The sequence below is a fragment of the Pseudomonadota bacterium genome (assembly GCA_011049115.1).
In the GTDB taxonomy this organism is placed as follows: Bacteria; Desulfobacterota; Anaeroferrophillalia; order Anaeroferrophillales; family Tharpellaceae; genus DSCM01.
In genome coordinates, this window is sequence record DSCM01000069.1 from 35,566 (window position 1) to 50,177 (window position 14,612).

Below are 14,612 nucleotides of genomic sequence, written 5' to 3' on the forward strand. Positions count from 1 at the left end.
CAAGAATGAATTTTTTTTCCGCCTTGCAGGATCCCGCCAATTCCTTTCTCAGGCTTGCTCTGGCGGTCGGGCTTTGTTCCAGTCTCGCATTCGGCATTATCGGCACCTATGTCGTCACTCGCCGCATCAGTTATCTTGCCGGCGCTATTTCTCATTGCGTCCTCGGCGGTATTGGCGCAGCTTTATGGCTGCGGCACAGCCTTGCCCTGGAATGGCTTGATCCGGTCTACGGAGCTCTGCCGGCGGCGTTGCTCGCGGCCCTGGCGGTCGGACGTTTCGGCCGCAGTTCGGGTCAGCGGGAAGAAACCATGATCGGCGCCACTTGGGCCGTCGGAATGGCTCTGGGGCTCATTTTTCTGGATTTCACCCCTGGCTATTTCAACTTGAGCAGCTATCTCTTCGGTGATATTCTTCTGGTTTCACAAGCCGATCTGTACATGATCCTGGGGCTTGACCTGTTGATCATCCTGTTTGTCTGGCGGTTTTATCACCCACTGCTGGCAATCTCTTTTGACGAGGAATTCGCCGGCCTGCGCGGACTTCGGGTAAAACTACTCTATTATCTTCTTCTGGCGTTGATCGCGACAACGGTCGTGCTCATGATCAGGATCGTCGGTATCGTCATGGTCATCGCCATGCTGACCCTGCCGGCCGCCGCCGCCGCTATTTTTACCCATCGTCTTTACACCATGATGCTCATGACCGTCATCCTCTCGGCGACAGCCGTCAGTGGAGGTCTGGGACTAAGTTATGGCGTCGGCCTTTCCAGCGGCCCGATAATTATTCTGCTGTCCGGATTTATCTATGTTTTCGCCGCGCTCTGGAAAAAATTCAAACGTTCACTTAAACATGGATAATTTCCCCAAACATCTCAGTGATGCCCTGAGCACGATGTATGATCGCCTGGTCGAAAAAAAGGGCCTGTTTGTTCCGCTGGGAATCGCCCGCGGCCACAACTTACTGAAAGATTTGAATTATCCGGAAGAACTGCTGGCTCGACTGCCGAACGGCTATGCCGAGCTGGCCTTTCCTTGCGCCAACCCTCTGAAGCGCATTTGCTCTTTGCAACCGCGACGTTTGCTTGATCTGGGTTGCGGATGCGCCCTGGACACGCTGTTCTGCGCGCTATCCCTGACGGAACTGGACGAGCTGACCGCCATTGACAACAGCCCTGCCTTGCTGGCCCGAGCCGAAAAACTGCTGGGCTGTTTTCCGGAGTTGAAAACGAACCTTACTTTGCAAAGAGCCGATCTCAACCAACTGAACAAAACCGCTTTTGCTAAATTCGATCTGATTCTGATGAACGGCTCCTTTAATCTGATTTACCGTAAACTTGAATTTCTGAGCACCCTTAGCGGTTTGCTGGAGGAAGGCGGCACCTTGCTGATATATGACTTTCTCCTGACGGAATGTCTGCCCCCGGGGTTTACTCAAGAGATTGATAACTGGCTCTGGAACATCGGCGGGGCTTTAAGTCGAAAAGAGCTGAAACAAACTTTAGCGTCCGTCGCGCTTAAGCTACTGACCGTCAACGAACTGGAACGAATCGATCCGGTCGCCCGCTGTGAATTATTGATCGTACATGCCTGAAAATCACGCTCTCAATTAACCTGCGGTCTTGAAACTCCCGCGTCAAGGAAAAGAAACATGGAAGAAAAAGAATTGTTGACCACCAAGGAAGTCGCCGCGTATCTCAAAATCAATGAAAAAAAAGTTTACCAGTTGATTCAGGAAGGCGGTATCCCCTGTACCCGGGTCGTCGGCAAATGGCTTTTTCCCCGTCAGCAAATCAACCGTTGGCTCGAGGAGGGCACCGAAATCAACAAAAGCATTCTCATCGCGGGCAGCGATGATCCTCTGCTGATCAGCCTGATCGAGCAATTCAACCGCCTTTATTTTCCCCGTTATATGGCCTTTCACGCCGCCATCGGCAGCCGCTGCGGTCTGTTCTCCCTGGCCTCCGGCAAGTCCCAGATTACCGGGGTTCATCTATTTCATCCGCCTACCGGTCAATATAATCTGCCTTATGTTGAAAAACATCTGGCCGGTCATGGGGTTAAAATCATCAACCTGGCTGGTCGCAGCCAAGGCTTGATGCTGCCGCCCGGGAATCCCAAAGGAATTAAATCCATAGCCGACTTGACGGATGAAAACCTGCGTTTCGTCAACCGCAACCCAGGTTCCGGAACCCGTTACTTGCTTGATTATTTACTGGAAAAAGAAAAGATTTCGAGCTCGCGCCTGAAAGGATATGAATTGGAGCTGACCACTCATCTTGCAACCGGGCTGACCATTCTCAGGGGGGATGCCGATGCCGGCATCGGCATTGAATTTATCGCCCGGCAGCTGAGACTGGATTTCATTCCTCTGTTCGAGGAGCGTTTTGATCTGGTAACCCTGGAGGATAGTTTCGTCTCCCATCCCATCAAGGATTTCTTCAGCCTGATCGAACCGGAAAAATTGACCCTGAAAAGCGAAGCCATGCCGGGCTATAATTTTCGCAATTCCGGCATGGTTTTAACTTGAAATAATTGTAAGCAATCAGCCAATCCGAAAAACCTGAGGACAAGATCCCGATTCCCTCCAAAAGCAGGTCCTGTCCCCGATTTTCCTGATTTTCATATTTCCATGCAAAGCTGAAAACAACGACGCCGAATAGTTACAAATAATTTTTTTCAGCAGACCGGCAAACGTTTTCGCCAGGTTTTAAGGGAGGTCGGCAAGCAGCTGGGGTAATTGCCACATGGAATTAAGCTGACGGGTATCCCCCGACAGAGGAACGAGTAATGTTGCGCTCGGATTATAATGAAAGGTAGCCATCCCCAGCGCGGCGGCCGGTTCGAGATTGACCAGCATATCATCAATCATGACTCCATTTTCGGGCCGAACCTTAATGTCCGTTATTAATTCCCGATAGATTGCCGCTGCCGGTTTGGGACGAAAATTGAAATAATTGATATCAAAAACCGCGACAAAGCTTTCATTCAGACCGAGATAGTCAAGCACCCGCAGACAATGTTGCCGGGAGGCATTGGAAAAAATATATTTCTTCCCCGGTAGTTCACTGAGAAGAATGGCCAAGTCCGGATTCGGCACCAGGTAATCAGCCAGACGTACATCATGAACATACTCTAGATAATGGTGAGGATCGACTTGGTGATGAACGATCAGGCCGTTAAGAGTGGTTCCGTAGTTTTCAAGATAAGATCGGCGCAAGCGGTCGACCTCAACGGTGGGAATGTTAACGATCTCGGCCAGGTAGCGGTTGATTAGAAAATCGACCCGATCAAAAAGACCACAGTCCCGAGGATAGAGCGTGTTATCAAGATCGAAGAGAATAAAATCAGGTTCGGACATTTTAAAAAGACCGCCCCCCAAGCAAGGCCACCTGCTCTCTGACGCCGTTTTCAATCACGTCTTCGACACAACTCATGAAGTTCAATAAACAAGGCACCTTGAGCCGGTAGTAGACTTTTTTTCCCCGTTTTTCATCCGCCACGATTCCGGCCTCCTTAAGCACCGACAAATGCTTAGAAACCGTTGAAAAATCGGCCCCCAGAGGTTCCACCAGGTCACAGACACAGCTCTCCCCAAAACGACCGAGATGGTCGGTTATCCAAAGCCGGGTGGGATGTCCCAGGGCTTTAAAAATCTTAGCCCTGGCCTCGTAGAGTTTTCTTTCTTCAGCTTGCATAAGCAGGAATTACCGCCCCCGAAAAATTATCATTCAAATCGATATCATGTGGTTTTGGCACTGCGGGGCCGCAAATCCACATTAGTATCTCATAGTTTACTTTCGATTTGAAAAACAGGAAAAGGGACTATGAGAGTATTTATTTGCGACCAACCGAAGTGCTGTCAGGCGCTGTCCGGTTGCGGGACTCGCTCCCGCATTAGATATTAATGGCAAAAATATTAACCAAAGTATAGTAAATTCCAACCAGAAGGAAAATTATTCCGGTAATTCGCCGAGCCCATTTTTCAAACTGGGTGATTCGACTGAAAGCCGCGCCGATGCGATGCGCCCCGAAGGCAAAGAGCAGCGCAAAGAACATCACCGGCAAGGCGGTGGCCACGCCGTAAACCACCGGTAATAACGCGGCCGAGTTCTGCTGCAGAGCCAGCGGCAGCAAAGCCCCGAAAAAGAGCGCGGCCGAAGTTGGACAAAAGGACAGCGCGAAAACAAAACCCAGTAAGGCTCCGCCCCAGAGCCCCAGACGCCGGACCCTGGAATGCAGTCTCTCGCCGAAACGGCCAAAACTGAAATTCAAACGAAAGATCTCAAGCAGTAACAGGCCCGTGACAAACAACAGCGGTCCCAGTAGTTTATTCATGTATTTCTGCAACAGATGCGAAAGCAGCGGCGCCGAAAGCAGACTGTTGACCAGAAGCAAACCAACCAGAAGATAAGCTAAGGCCCGGCCGCAGGTATAGAACAGGCCCGCCTGAAAGGTCCGGCGCGGAGTGCCGAGCTCCTTGCTGATAAAGGAAATGGCCGCGATATTGGTCGCCAGCGGACAGGGACTGATTGAAGTCATGATTCCCAGCCAGAACGCTGTCAGCAAAGCCGCATAGTATTCCGTCATCATTATTGTTCCGCCGCCATGAAGGCTTGTAGTTCGGCAACAATATAGTCTTGAAAAGTTTTCTGCTTGCGCACCAACAGCCAGATGCGATCAAGGTTTTTCCATCTTTGCGGGCTGTCGGCAGTCCCTTTTTTACTCAAAATCACAGAACGATTGGTCAGCTTGAAATCCTTGATAAAGTGTTCATGCTCAGACTGATCGGTATTGATGACCTGAATCTCCAGAGCCCCCGAGGCCAAAGCCTCGGCAAAACCGGCCTGCACGGCTTCGACAGTGTATTTTTCAATTTTATTACAGGTCTGACAACGCATATTACCATGAAAATAATAAACCATGAAAGGGCTTGAACTGGTCGCTGCCGGCGAAGCCGCCGGACGACAAAGAAGAAACAGCGACAGCAACCAAAAAGCACTCAGCCCCCAGAATAAACCTCTTATTTTTTCTCCTTTTGTACCCATTGATAAACTCGTAACGCTTGAAAAGCGCAAAACACGAGCTGGCACTGTCACCGCCCTGAATGCGAGACGCCCGCAACCTGAGTCCTTGCGGTGTTCATAGGAGTACGCCGCAAGGACGTTCGTCCGGCCTGGGCCGGACGAACTTTAAGGGGAACGAAGCCGGCGGAATTACGAAGTCATCAACAGTTGGGTGATTTCAGCCGCGGAAGGTACACGACCAACCACCTTGACCTCTCCATTCACGGCCAGGGCCGGAGTCAGCATGACCCCAAGAGCCATGATCTGGTTGATATCGGAAACCTTTTCAAGTTCGAAATCAAGCCCCAGCTCCTCCGCGACCGCGCAGACGCTTTCCGCTAATTTCGTACATTTTTGACAACCGGTTCCAATTACCTGAATTTTCATTAGCTTCCTCCTCTTATGAAAAATCGCTCGCGGGGCGTGGGTCGCCCCTGGGTTTAAAAATCAATTACCACCGAGAGCTGAAAAAACTGGCTAGGGAATTTACAAACCAATCAAAATTACCACTTGGTTCAGAAGAAAAAACCAAATAACATGCCGCTGGTCGTGGCCATGCAAATAACCAACGACACGAAAACCAGGGTTTTGGGGGTTCCAAGAACTCCACGAATAACCAACATATTGGGCAGACTCAGAGCCGGACCGGCGAGCAGCAGGGCCAATGCCGGTCCTTTGCCCATGCCGCTGCCGATCAGCCCCTGGAGAATCGGCACTTCGGTCAGAGTGGCGAAATACATGAAGGCTCCGGCAAAAGAAGCCAGAAAATTCGCCCGCAGGGAATTGCCCCCTACCGCTTCGGAAACCCAGGTTGAAGGAATCAGACCTTCATGGCCGACTCGGCCGAGAAGGAGTCCTGCCGCCAGAACTCCAATTAAAAGCAAAGGGAAAATCTGTTTACTGAAGCCCCAGGTCGAACTCAACCAGGCGGCATTTTCTTCAGAACTGGTCGCACAGATTACCGACAGCCCCAGGGTTCCGACGGTAAAAGCGGGAATCGGATTTTGTGGGAAAGCCCACGCCAGACCGGCGACCGGCAGAATCGCAAGCCCGATCTGCCACCAGAAAACCTTAAACCAGAGGATTAGTATCAGCCCCAGAAACAGGGAGAAAACAGAGGCCAGATACCATTTAAAATGATAAAGCAACGCCCAGATTCCGCCATCCTGCTGCGGAGGGGCCCAGTTGGCAAAAACCAGGATCGCGACCAGAGCCGCAAAATACAGCGCGTTCTGCCAGAGCGGGCGGCTTGGCAAAACCTCCGGCATGGCGGCTGCGGCAAGTTTTTTTGCCTGTTCTTCACGATAAAAGCAAAAATGCATCGCCGTGCCTATGACCACACTGAACAGCACCGCCCCCAAAGCTCGAGCTAAACCTAATTCAGGACCCAGAACCCGGGCCGTCAGAACAATTGACAGAATATTGATCGCCGGTCCGGAATAAAGAAAAGCCGTTGCCGGCCCAAGACCGGCGCCCATGCGGTAAATGCCGGAAAAAAGCGGAAGCACGGTACAGGAACAAACCGCCAGAATCGAACCGGAAACCGACGCCACTCCATAAGCCAGAATTTTATTGGCTCCGGCTCCAAGATATTTCATGACCGAGGCCTGACTGACGAAAACAGAGATGGCCCCGGCAATAAAAAATGCCGGCACCAGGCAGAGAATAACATGCTCCCTGGCATACCATTTAAGCAAGTGCAGGGCTTCAAGCACGGCATGGTCAAATCTGAGCCAACCGACCGGCAGAAAATAACAAATCATGAAACTTAGAACCAGCAACCCTAAAATACGCCACTCTTTTTTCAGATCCATGATCAATCACCTTGGCAAACTCAAGTGTTTTTATATTTGGTAATATAACCAAATATAAAAACACTGTCAAGGCTAATGATCTATAGAGACCGCTAATATATTAATCGCCTTGGTAAACTATCAAATCCGTAGTCAATCCCTATCGTTGCCGGGATTTCATGGCAGATTAAGAGTCGGTGGTATTTCCGGCAAAGTCCCATAAAATAAAAAAGCCGGGCCTTAATGAGCCCGGCTTTTTTATTTTCCTCATGCACATCAGATTTCAGCCTGCCAAAGACCATGGATATTACAATATTCACGAGCTACGATTGAGTTTACAGAGGTCGCAAAAAAGGCTTCCGGCGCTTCCCCCGGAGCCAGAAACTTACGACAGATTTTACCATCCGCAATAATTTCTATGAACTCGATAAAATGTTTCTCCTCCATCGGATGGGCGACACTACCGACTTTGACCTTAACCCCACCGTCAACCTTCTCAATTACCGGAACATGTTTTTCCCGGGAAGCGTCAACCGTACCGGGCTCAAGCCTCACCATGGGCTCATTGCAACAGGTAAGATCATCCGCCCCCAGATCAAGAACCTCAACTACCGCCCCGCAAAGCTCGCATTTATAAATCAGATTCTGTCCAGTAACCATCTCTGCCTCCTCGAATTTTAATAGACGTTACATACAAGATGCTATAAACATCCGATATGGCAATAAACATAACAAACAAAATCTTCTTTGTCAAGATATAAACCAAGACATTTTTTATTCGAGCAAGATCATTTATAACTGGTAGAAGTCGCGTACATCAGCCCGTGCCTCTCATGAACCCCTCTATGCAATAAAACTGAGCCAGTTACCACTTTACAGATTAATGTGGGGCCCAGACCTGATCAGTGTATTTTCTTAAAATTGAAATCCGGCGGCAAACGAACGCTTAAATCCGGGGATAGCCGCCTTCACTGATAATTTTTTCCGCCAAAAGGTCACGGATCTTGATTGTATCAAAAGGCGTAAATGCACACAATTTGTCAAAAACCGCGACCTTGTCCGGCAGTTGGGCCGAATCAACCACGTTGCCGAGCAACTCCCGCCCCCAACCCCGCAAACGCTCCAAAGCCCCGAAAAGATAGTTAGACAGAGCCAGAGCCCGCCAGTCGTCAGACGGCAAAGAGTTTTTTTGCAGTCTTAAGAATGCGCTTTCTAGAGCAAAATATTCAATCACCATATCAGCTATCAGAGCCAGCAGTTCCTGTTGTTCACCAATGTCCTGAAAATGTTTTTCCACGGCCAGTCCGGTTACCATGAGCACCGCTTTCCGCTGAGCCTCAAGTTTCTCTCCCAGCTGCAAGAGCGGGGAGAGCTCAACTTTCAACCCACCGAGGTTGTCGCCCGCTTTTTCGTCAAGCTCATTTCTTAATCTTTCCAGTACCCGCATCAGCGGCAGTTGACCCTGTAATGATCGACGCAGGAGCATACCCGGAATCAGCAGACGGTTAATCTCGCTGGTGCCCTCGAAAATCCGATTGATTCTGGCATCCCGATAAAGACGTTCCACCGGATATTCCTGACAGAAGCCATAGCCGCCAAAAATCTGCAGACCTTCATCAACAACAAAATCAAGCATCTCACTGGCATAAACTTTAGACATCGAACATTCAATCGCGTATTCTTCAATGCCTTTAAGAATTTCAACCGAGCTTGCGGAAACCTCCCCCGGTTCCGTAGACAGAATTTCATCAATCAGACCGACCGTCCGGTAGACCAGGCTTTCCGCGACAAAAATCCGACCGGCCATTTCCGCGATCTTATTGCGAATCATCCCTAACTCGGAAAGCCTTTTTTTAAACTGTTGCCGTTCCTCGGCATATTTGACTGCATATTCCAGGGCTAATTTGGCCGCTCCGAGAACCCCGGCGCCGAGTTTATAGCGACCGATATTGAGAATGTTAAAGGCGATCAGATGCCCCTTGCCGATCTCACCCAACAGGTTTTCCACCGGCACCCGGGCGTCTTCTAAAATCAAGGAGGCGGTTGAGGAACCCTTGATACCCAATTTAAGCTCTTCAGCCCCGATCGAGACCCCGGGCATCTCCCGCTCCACAATAAAAGCGCTAAACTGTTTACCATCAACCTTAGCAAAAACAATGAAAGTCCGGGCCCACTTGGCGTTAGTTATGAACTGTTTGGTACCATTCAGTAGATAATACCGTCCGTCCGCACTCAGAACCGCAGTGGTTTTCGCCGCCAGAGCATCGGATCCCGAACCCGGCTCGGTCAGGCAGTAGGCTCCGATCTCTCCATTGGCCAGCCCCGGCAGATATTTTTCCTTTTGCGCCGGAGTACCATAAAAAACGATCGGCAGGGTGGCGATTCCGGTATGGGCGGCATGAGTGACCGAAAAGGAGCCGGCCATGCCCATCTTTTCCGTGATCAAAGCGGAACTCACCTTATCCAGGCCCATGCCGCCATATGCCGATGGAATATCGGCCATCAATAAGCCGAGGGCGGCCGCCTTTTCCATTAATCCTACGCTGACGCCTTCCTCCTGTCGTTCGATGGGCTCGGACTTGGGCCAAATCTCGTGACGAACAAAATCCTCCGTAGTTTTTGCGATCATACGTTGTTCTGAAGTAAAATCTTCAGGGGTGAAAATCGCATTACCCGGGCCAAGAAGAAAAGCTCCGCCTTGTATATTATTTTTTCCAGACATGTATCAACCACCTCGAAAAGACTACAATTTAACCGGCAGAACATAATAAATCACAGCGAAGAAATGGCAGGCGCTGCCGGCGATGACAAACAAGTGCCAGATTGCGTGATTATAGGGCAGCTGCCGCCAAGCATAAAACAGACAGCCCACGGTATAAAACAGTCCACCGCCAAGAAACAGAATAAAACCTTCCTTATGAAGCAGGACAAGTAACGGTCTGATAGCTGCGATCACCGCCCAGCCCATCCCCAGATAGAGCAATATCGAAGCCAAACGAAAACGGCGCAGAGAGCTGCATTCGACAATCACCCCAAGCAGCGCCAGCCCCCAGACCACACCAAACAAACTCCAGCCCCAGGGACCACGCAAATTGATCAGGGTCAAGGGCGTATAGGTAGCGGCGATCAGAATGTAGATCGAAATATGGTCAAACATCCTGAAAATCGCCTTAGCCCGAACCCGCTGAACACTATGGTACAGCGTGGATGACAGGTAAGCGAAAATCAGGCCTCCACCGTAAACTGCGGCCCCGGTAACATGCACGATCGTACCGGAACGAACCGCGTAAGCCACCATTATCACCAGGGCCGTGAGCGCCAGCAAGGTTCCCGCTCCATGAATGAGACTACTGGCTATTTCTTCGCGCAGAGTATAGCGGGCGGTCATCATATCATTTCATAGATTCCGGCCGCTCCCATGCCCCCACCGATGCACATTGACACGATACCGCGTTTGGCTTTGCGCCGCTGCATTTCGTGAAGCAGCTGGGCCGTCAGTTTAGCCCCGGTGCAACCCAGGGGATGCCCCAGAGCAATCGCCCCGCCATTGGGGTTGATATCCCCATCCCAGTAACGCTGTTCAAGCTGGGCCACACGCAAGGAATATAGACACTGTGAGGCGAAGGCTTCATTGATTTCAAAAAGATCAATATCCGAAGTTTTCAGCCCGGCCTGTTGTAAAACCTTGGGAATGGCCACGGCGGGCCCGATTCCCATTACCTCCGGTCGCACTCCGGCAACCGCGAAATTTGTCAATCTGGCAATCGGCTTAAGCCCTAGAGCCTTGGCTTTTTCAGCGCTCATCACGAGACTGAAAGCGGCGCCATCGGTCATCTGTGAAGAATTTCCGGCGGTCACCACCCCATCGGCCTTAAATGGCGATTTCAGTTTAGCCAGATCTTCCATGGTCGTCGGCCAGCGCACTCCGTCATCAACGGCAAAAGTTTTCCTGGTCTTGACCTTGCGACCCAGCCCATCGGTGCTGTAACGCCACGCTTCTACCGGAATAATCTCATTTTTAAAGATTCCGGAGGTATTGGCGTTATGGGCCCGGCGGTTGCTTTCCAACGCAAATTTATCCTGATCCTCACGCGAGACCTGAAATTCTTCCGCCACATTTTCCGCTGTAATTCCCATCGAGACATAAGTGTTAGGCAGGTTTCCCCATTCCGGCAGAGGTCGGAAAATACAGCCCCCAATCGGAATATGACTCATGGCCTCGACCCCGCCGGCAACCACGACTTCAGCCCAGCCGGCCTCAATCTTGGCGGTCGCGTCGGCAATGGCCTGCAAACCCGAAGAACAGAAACGGTTTACCACCATACCGTTGACGCTGACCGGCAGACCGGCTCCGAGAGCGACCACCCGACCCAGGTTCATACCTTGTTCGGCCTCGGGAAAAGCACAACCGCAGACCAGATCGTCAATATCTTCCGGGTTGAGTTGCGGCACCCGGGCGAGCAGCCCCTTAAGCACCTGAATTCCAATTTCATCAGCCCGGGTATGGGCCAGTCCTCCCTTTTTATAACGTCCACCGGCGCTGCGAACCGAGGCCACGATAACTGCTTGAGTCATAATTTTATCTCCTTGAAAGTCAATTAAACTTTTTTAGTACTGCAAAGATCATTCTCGGTTTGAAATAACCGGGAAATGATCGGATGGGAATACTTATTTCCGACCAACGGAAGTACCCTTTAAGTGCGGTCCGCAAAAACCGCTTGGGGTTTTTGGACTCGCTTCGGTATCAGTTTATTAATTCCTTAAAGGCTTGCCGTTTTTCAGCATATAGATAATCCGATCCTGCGTTTTCTGTTCACCGCAAAGACTGAGAAATGCTTCCCGCTCAAGATCAAGGAGCAGCTGTTCACTGACCAAGGTGCCCTCCGCGCAATCACCACCGGCCAGAATACCAGCGAGTTTACGGGCAACATGCAGATCGTATTCGGAAATATAATTGCCGGAGCGCATGTTAAAAAGCACTGCGTCAATCATGCCCTTGAAATTATCGCCCATTACCGGAATCAGTGGAACTTCCGGCTTACGGTAAAAACAAGACAGTCCCAGAGCCACCTGCTTGGCCTCGTGAATCTGGTGATCGCGATTAATGCAGAAGGCGTCGCTTTTGCGAATGAAACCGAAGTCCTTAGCCTCCACGGCACTGGTCGCGACCTTGGCCATACCAATAGTCTCAAAAATTTTCTGATAGTAGGTCTGGAGATTAAGACCGTTGGCTATCGTGCCTTCAGGAATCCCCTCGGTCGCCCGGATCATCAGTTCCTTGGTGCCGCCGCCGGCCGGAATCACCCCGACCCCGACCTCGACCAGCCCCATGTAGGTTTCGCCAGCCGCCAGACAATAGTCGCCATGCATGGAAATTTCGCAGCCGCCCCCCAAGGCCATGCCGGCCGGAGCCGTGACCACCGGTTTGCTCAGATATTTGAGGCGCATATTGCAATCCTGAAAACCTTTGACCATGGCTTCCAGAATATCCCAGTCTCCCTTCTGAATAGTGACGAAAACTTCGAAAAGATTGGCGCCGACTGAAAAATTGGCGCCGTGATTGGCGATTACCAGCCCGGCAAAATCCTTTTCCACCACATCGCAAGCCTGGTTGAGCATGCCGACGATATCGGCATCGATAGAGTTCATTTTGGTATGAAACTCAACACAGGCTATGCCATCACCCAGATCAAGCAGGGTCGCACCGGGATTGGAAAGCACCACTCCCCCGGAAGCCTTCAGGGCAGGCAGGAGAATAATCTTCGGATTGACCTTGATTAATTGGTACTCCTGGTTCGCGAAGTCATAGGCATAAAGGCCGTCCTGACGTTTCTGATAAAAACTCTGAATGCCGGCCTTCAACATAGCCGTAAGGACTTTGGGGGTTTTCAGTTTCAGTTCCTTGAAGACCGCCAGAGAGGCCTCAAGTCCAACCGTATCCCAAAGTTCAAAGGGACCCATCCGATGGTTATAACCCCACTTCATGGCATTATCAATCGCGTACAGGTTGTCACTGATTTCAGGGATACGATTAAGAGCGTAAAGAAAATTACGACAGAGATAGGCGCGCACCACCGCGCCGACCGACCCAGGACTGTTAAACAGATATTTCAGGCGAGCGGCAAAGCCACCCGGGGTTTTTTCCGCTTCTTTCAGCTCGGGGAAACGCGGTTTTTCATAAGCGACATATTCACCGGTTTTATAATCGAGCGCCAGTTTAAGCCGTTTTCCTTTCGCGTCCTTGGTTTTTTTATAAAAACCCTGCTTGCTCTTATTGCCCAACGCCCCTTTTTCCACCATTTTAAGCATGAATTCAGGGGCCTGGAAAATCTCCCGCATTTCATCGTCAACAACCGCGTCATAGAGATTTTTCATGACATGAATACCGGTATCGAGCCCAACCAGATCCATGGTTCCGCAGATCGCCGAACCTGGCCGCCCCAGGGCTTTCCCGACAATCGCATCCAGTTCGGGAATGCTCAGATCATGATCCTGCATAATATTGATGGCATTTGCGATATCAAAGACCCCGATGCGGTTGGCAATAAAATTAGGTACGTCCTTACAGACAACCACTCCCTTGCCCAGAACATTTTCCACAAAAGAGCTCATGTAGGAGACAACCTCAGCCCTGGTTTCAGGGCCTGGAATAATCTCCAGTAATTTCATATAGCGCGGCGGATTAAAGAAATGGGTTCCCAAAAATCTCTGTTTGACTGCGGACGTCAACTGGGCGCCGACCTCATTGATCGGTAAGCCGGAGGTGTTACTCGATAAAATACAGTCAGGACCGATGATCTTTTCGACCCGGGCGAGCAGATCCCGCTTGATTTTCAGATTCTCGACGACCACCTCGACCACCCAGTCAACCCCGGCCAGTTTACCAAGATCATCCTCAAAATTGCCGATCTTGACCAGCTCCGCCAGACGCGGAGCGTAAAAAGCCGCCGGTTTGGCCTTGAGCGCGCCCTTAAACCCGCTTTCCGCGAAACGATTGCGCCAGGCCGGGCTTTCCCGGGTCAGGCCTTTGGCCTCATCCTCGGGTTTCAGCTCAAAAGGAATAATATCCAGTAATAAGGTTTCAATTCCGGCATTGGCCAAGTGAGCGGCAATCGTCGCCCCCATGACTCCGGCGCCAAGCACCGCCGCTTTTTTGATCTGGTAAGTCATATTTAATCTTCTCCTTAATTTGCACAAAATAATAATTCTTAGCCGATATCAACCCAACGAGACATCCAGCATCTCAATTGGAGTGCGGTCACCCGCCATAATTCCCAGGGCCCGCCCTTTAATGGTCGGTAAAATGGTCGAGGCAAAATAGCCGGCGCTGGCGATTTTGCCTTCATAAAAAGCGGCTTCGGCATGCTCCCGGGCCCAGGCCCGGCGCTGAGCCGAGGTCACGGCGCCGGCGGCGGCATAAATTTTCTGCAAGGCGACTCCGGCAATCATGGCCCCCTCAAGCAGCTGCCAGCCGACAATCAAATCCCCGAGCAACTCCAGAAAAGGACGAGCATTAAGAATGGGCAGAGCCAGGCCGGCTCCCTCACTCCAGTCCTTAAATCGTAAAGTAACTCCCCCCACAGCCTCCAAGGCCTTACCCAGAGCCGCGCCCAGCGGCATCAGGGCTGAATCGGCGGCCGCCCGGGCGGCCGTACTCCCGATTTCGGCGAACAGATTTTTCAAAGCCTGCCCCCGATCCCGGGTAAGTTTGCGGCCAACCAGGTCAAGGGCCTGAATGGCGTTGGTGCCTTCATAGA

The 14,612-nt window shown here is 51.0% G+C and carries 15 protein-coding genes; 3 read left to right on the top strand and 12 right to left on the bottom strand.

From position 1 onward, the window contains the following. Nucleotides 1–5: 5 nt before the first annotated feature. Genes ENN66_05575 through ENN66_05585 form a run of 3 tightly spaced genes read left to right on the top strand, consistent with a single transcriptional unit; the run spans nucleotide 6 to nucleotide 2,526 of the window. The gene (locus ENN66_05575; protein HDS16068.1) at nucleotides 6–857 is read left to right on the top strand and encodes a metal ABC transporter permease; all 852 of its coding nucleotides are present in this window, start codon (nucleotides 6–8) and stop codon (nucleotides 855–857) included. Further along, on the top strand, nucleotides 805–1,590 hold the full coding sequence (locus ENN66_05580; GenBank protein ID HDS16069.1) for a class I SAM-dependent methyltransferase: 786 nt from the start codon (nucleotides 805–807) through the stop codon (nucleotides 1,588–1,590). Before ENN66_05575 ends, ENN66_05580 begins: the two co-directional genes overlap by 53 nt. A gap of 57 nt (nucleotides 1,591–1,647) precedes the next feature. Then, nucleotides 1,648–2,526 (top strand): helix-turn-helix domain-containing protein, encoded by an 879-nt coding sequence (locus ENN66_05585; protein ID HDS16070.1) that lies wholly within the window; start codon nucleotides 1,648–1,650, stop codon nucleotides 2,524–2,526. 180 nt (nucleotides 2,527–2,706) lie between these two features. On the opposite strand, the gene ENN66_05590 is transcribed toward ENN66_05585, so the two are convergent. The 12 genes from ENN66_05590 to ENN66_05645 all read right to left on the bottom strand — a co-directional run. After that, nucleotides 2,707–3,357: a pyrimidine 5'-nucleotidase gene (locus ENN66_05590; GenBank protein HDS16071.1), complete on the bottom strand. Its 651-nt coding sequence runs from the start codon at nucleotides 3,355–3,357 to the stop codon at nucleotides 2,707–2,709. 1 nt (nucleotide 3,358) lies between these two features. After that, the gene (locus ENN66_05595) at nucleotides 3,359–3,694 is read right to left on the bottom strand and encodes a transcriptional regulator (GenBank protein ID HDS16072.1); all 336 of its coding nucleotides are present in this window, start codon (nucleotides 3,692–3,694) and stop codon (nucleotides 3,359–3,361) included. A 199-nt stretch (nucleotides 3,695–3,893) separates the two neighbouring features. Next, nucleotides 3,894–4,586 carry a sulfite exporter TauE/SafE family protein gene (locus ENN66_05600; protein ID HDS16073.1) on the bottom strand — a complete coding sequence of 231 codons (693 nt, stop codon included), beginning with the start codon at nucleotides 4,584–4,586 and terminating at the stop codon, nucleotides 3,894–3,896. A gap of 2 nt (nucleotides 4,587–4,588) precedes the next feature. Next, nucleotides 4,589–5,044 (bottom strand): hypothetical protein, encoded by a 456-nt coding sequence (locus ENN66_05605; protein HDS16074.1) that lies wholly within the window; start codon nucleotides 5,042–5,044, stop codon nucleotides 4,589–4,591. Between the two features lie 168 nt (nucleotides 5,045–5,212). Further along, entirely contained in the window at nucleotides 5,213–5,449 is a 237-nt protein-coding gene (locus tag ENN66_05610) for a thioredoxin family protein (protein ID HDS16075.1), read from the bottom strand. A 128-nt stretch (nucleotides 5,450–5,577) separates the two neighbouring features. After that, nucleotides 5,578–6,876, bottom strand: coding sequence for a hypothetical protein (locus tag ENN66_05615; protein ID HDS16076.1), 1,299 nt, complete (start codon nucleotides 6,874–6,876; stop codon nucleotides 5,578–5,580). A gap of 255 nt (nucleotides 6,877–7,131) precedes the next feature. Next, on the bottom strand, nucleotides 7,132–7,515 hold the full coding sequence (locus ENN66_05620; protein HDS16077.1) for a desulfoferrodoxin: 384 nt from the start codon (nucleotides 7,513–7,515) through the stop codon (nucleotides 7,132–7,134). 286 nt (nucleotides 7,516–7,801) lie between these two features. Continuing rightward, nucleotides 7,802–9,577, bottom strand: coding sequence for an acyl-CoA dehydrogenase (locus ENN66_05625; GenBank protein ID HDS16078.1), 1,776 nt, complete (start codon nucleotides 9,575–9,577; stop codon nucleotides 7,802–7,804). A gap of 21 nt (nucleotides 9,578–9,598) precedes the next feature. Beyond that, nucleotides 9,599–10,243: a hemolysin III family protein gene (locus tag ENN66_05630; protein HDS16079.1), complete on the bottom strand. Its 645-nt coding sequence runs from the start codon at nucleotides 10,241–10,243 to the stop codon at nucleotides 9,599–9,601. Next, complete coding sequence (locus ENN66_05635; GenBank protein ID HDS16080.1) at nucleotides 10,243–11,430, bottom strand: thiolase family protein; 1,188 nt, start codon at nucleotides 11,428–11,430, stop codon at nucleotides 10,243–10,245. The genes ENN66_05630 and ENN66_05635 overlap by 1 nt, the downstream gene beginning before the upstream one ends. 177 nt (nucleotides 11,431–11,607) lie before the next feature. Next, on the bottom strand, nucleotides 11,608–14,025 hold the full coding sequence (locus ENN66_05640) for a 3-hydroxyacyl-CoA dehydrogenase/enoyl-CoA hydratase family protein (GenBank protein ID HDS16081.1): 2,418 nt from the start codon (nucleotides 14,023–14,025) through the stop codon (nucleotides 11,608–11,610). A gap of 48 nt (nucleotides 14,026–14,073) precedes the next feature. Continuing rightward, on the bottom strand, nucleotides 14,074–14,612 hold a 539-nt coding region (locus ENN66_05645; GenBank protein ID HDS16082.1), incomplete at its 5' end, for an acyl-CoA dehydrogenase.

Bases quoted from the DNA above. Each gene is read 5' to 3' on its own strand.
- ENN66_05640 (HDS16081.1), bottom strand. From the start codon at position 14,025: ATGACTTACCAGATCAAAAAAGCGGCGGTGCTTGGCGCCGGAGTCATG.
- ENN66_05585 (HDS16070.1), top strand. From the start codon at position 1,648: ATGGAAGAAAAAGAATTGTTGACCACCAAGGAAGTCGCCGCGTATCTC.
- ENN66_05630 (HDS16079.1), bottom strand. From the start codon at position 10,243: ATGACCGCCCGCTATACTCTGCGCGAAGAAATAGCCAGTAGTCTCATT.
- ENN66_05595 (HDS16072.1), bottom strand. From the start codon at position 3,694: ATGCAAGCTGAAGAAAGAAAACTCTACGAGGCCAGGGCTAAGATTTTT.
- ENN66_05625 (HDS16078.1), bottom strand. From the start codon at position 9,577: ATGTCTGGAAAAAATAATATACAAGGCGGAGCTTTTCTTCTTGGCCCG.
- ENN66_05575 (HDS16068.1), top strand. From the start codon at position 6: ATGAATTTTTTTTCCGCCTTGCAGGATCCCGCCAATTCCTTTCTCAGG.
- ENN66_05620 (HDS16077.1), bottom strand. From the start codon at position 7,515: ATGGTTACTGGACAGAATCTGATTTATAAATGCGAGCTTTGCGGGGCG.
- ENN66_05580 (HDS16069.1), top strand. From the start codon at position 805: ATGTTTTCGCCGCGCTCTGGAAAAAATTCAAACGTTCACTTAAACATG.
- ENN66_05590 (HDS16071.1), bottom strand. From the start codon at position 3,357: ATGTCCGAACCTGATTTTATTCTCTTCGATCTTGATAACACGCTCTAT.
- ENN66_05635 (HDS16080.1), bottom strand. From the start codon at position 11,430: ATGACTCAAGCAGTTATCGTGGCCTCGGTTCGCAGCGCCGGTGGACGT.
- ENN66_05615 (HDS16076.1), bottom strand. From the start codon at position 6,876: ATGGATCTGAAAAAAGAGTGGCGTATTTTAGGGTTGCTGGTTCTAAGT.
- ENN66_05605 (HDS16074.1), bottom strand. From the start codon at position 5,044: ATGGGTACAAAAGGAGAAAAAATAAGAGGTTTATTCTGGGGGCTGAGT.
- ENN66_05610 (HDS16075.1), bottom strand. From the start codon at position 5,449: ATGAAAATTCAGGTAATTGGAACCGGTTGTCAAAAATGTACGAAATTA.
- ENN66_05600 (HDS16073.1), bottom strand. From the start codon at position 4,586: ATGACGGAATACTATGCGGCTTTGCTGACAGCGTTCTGGCTGGGAATC.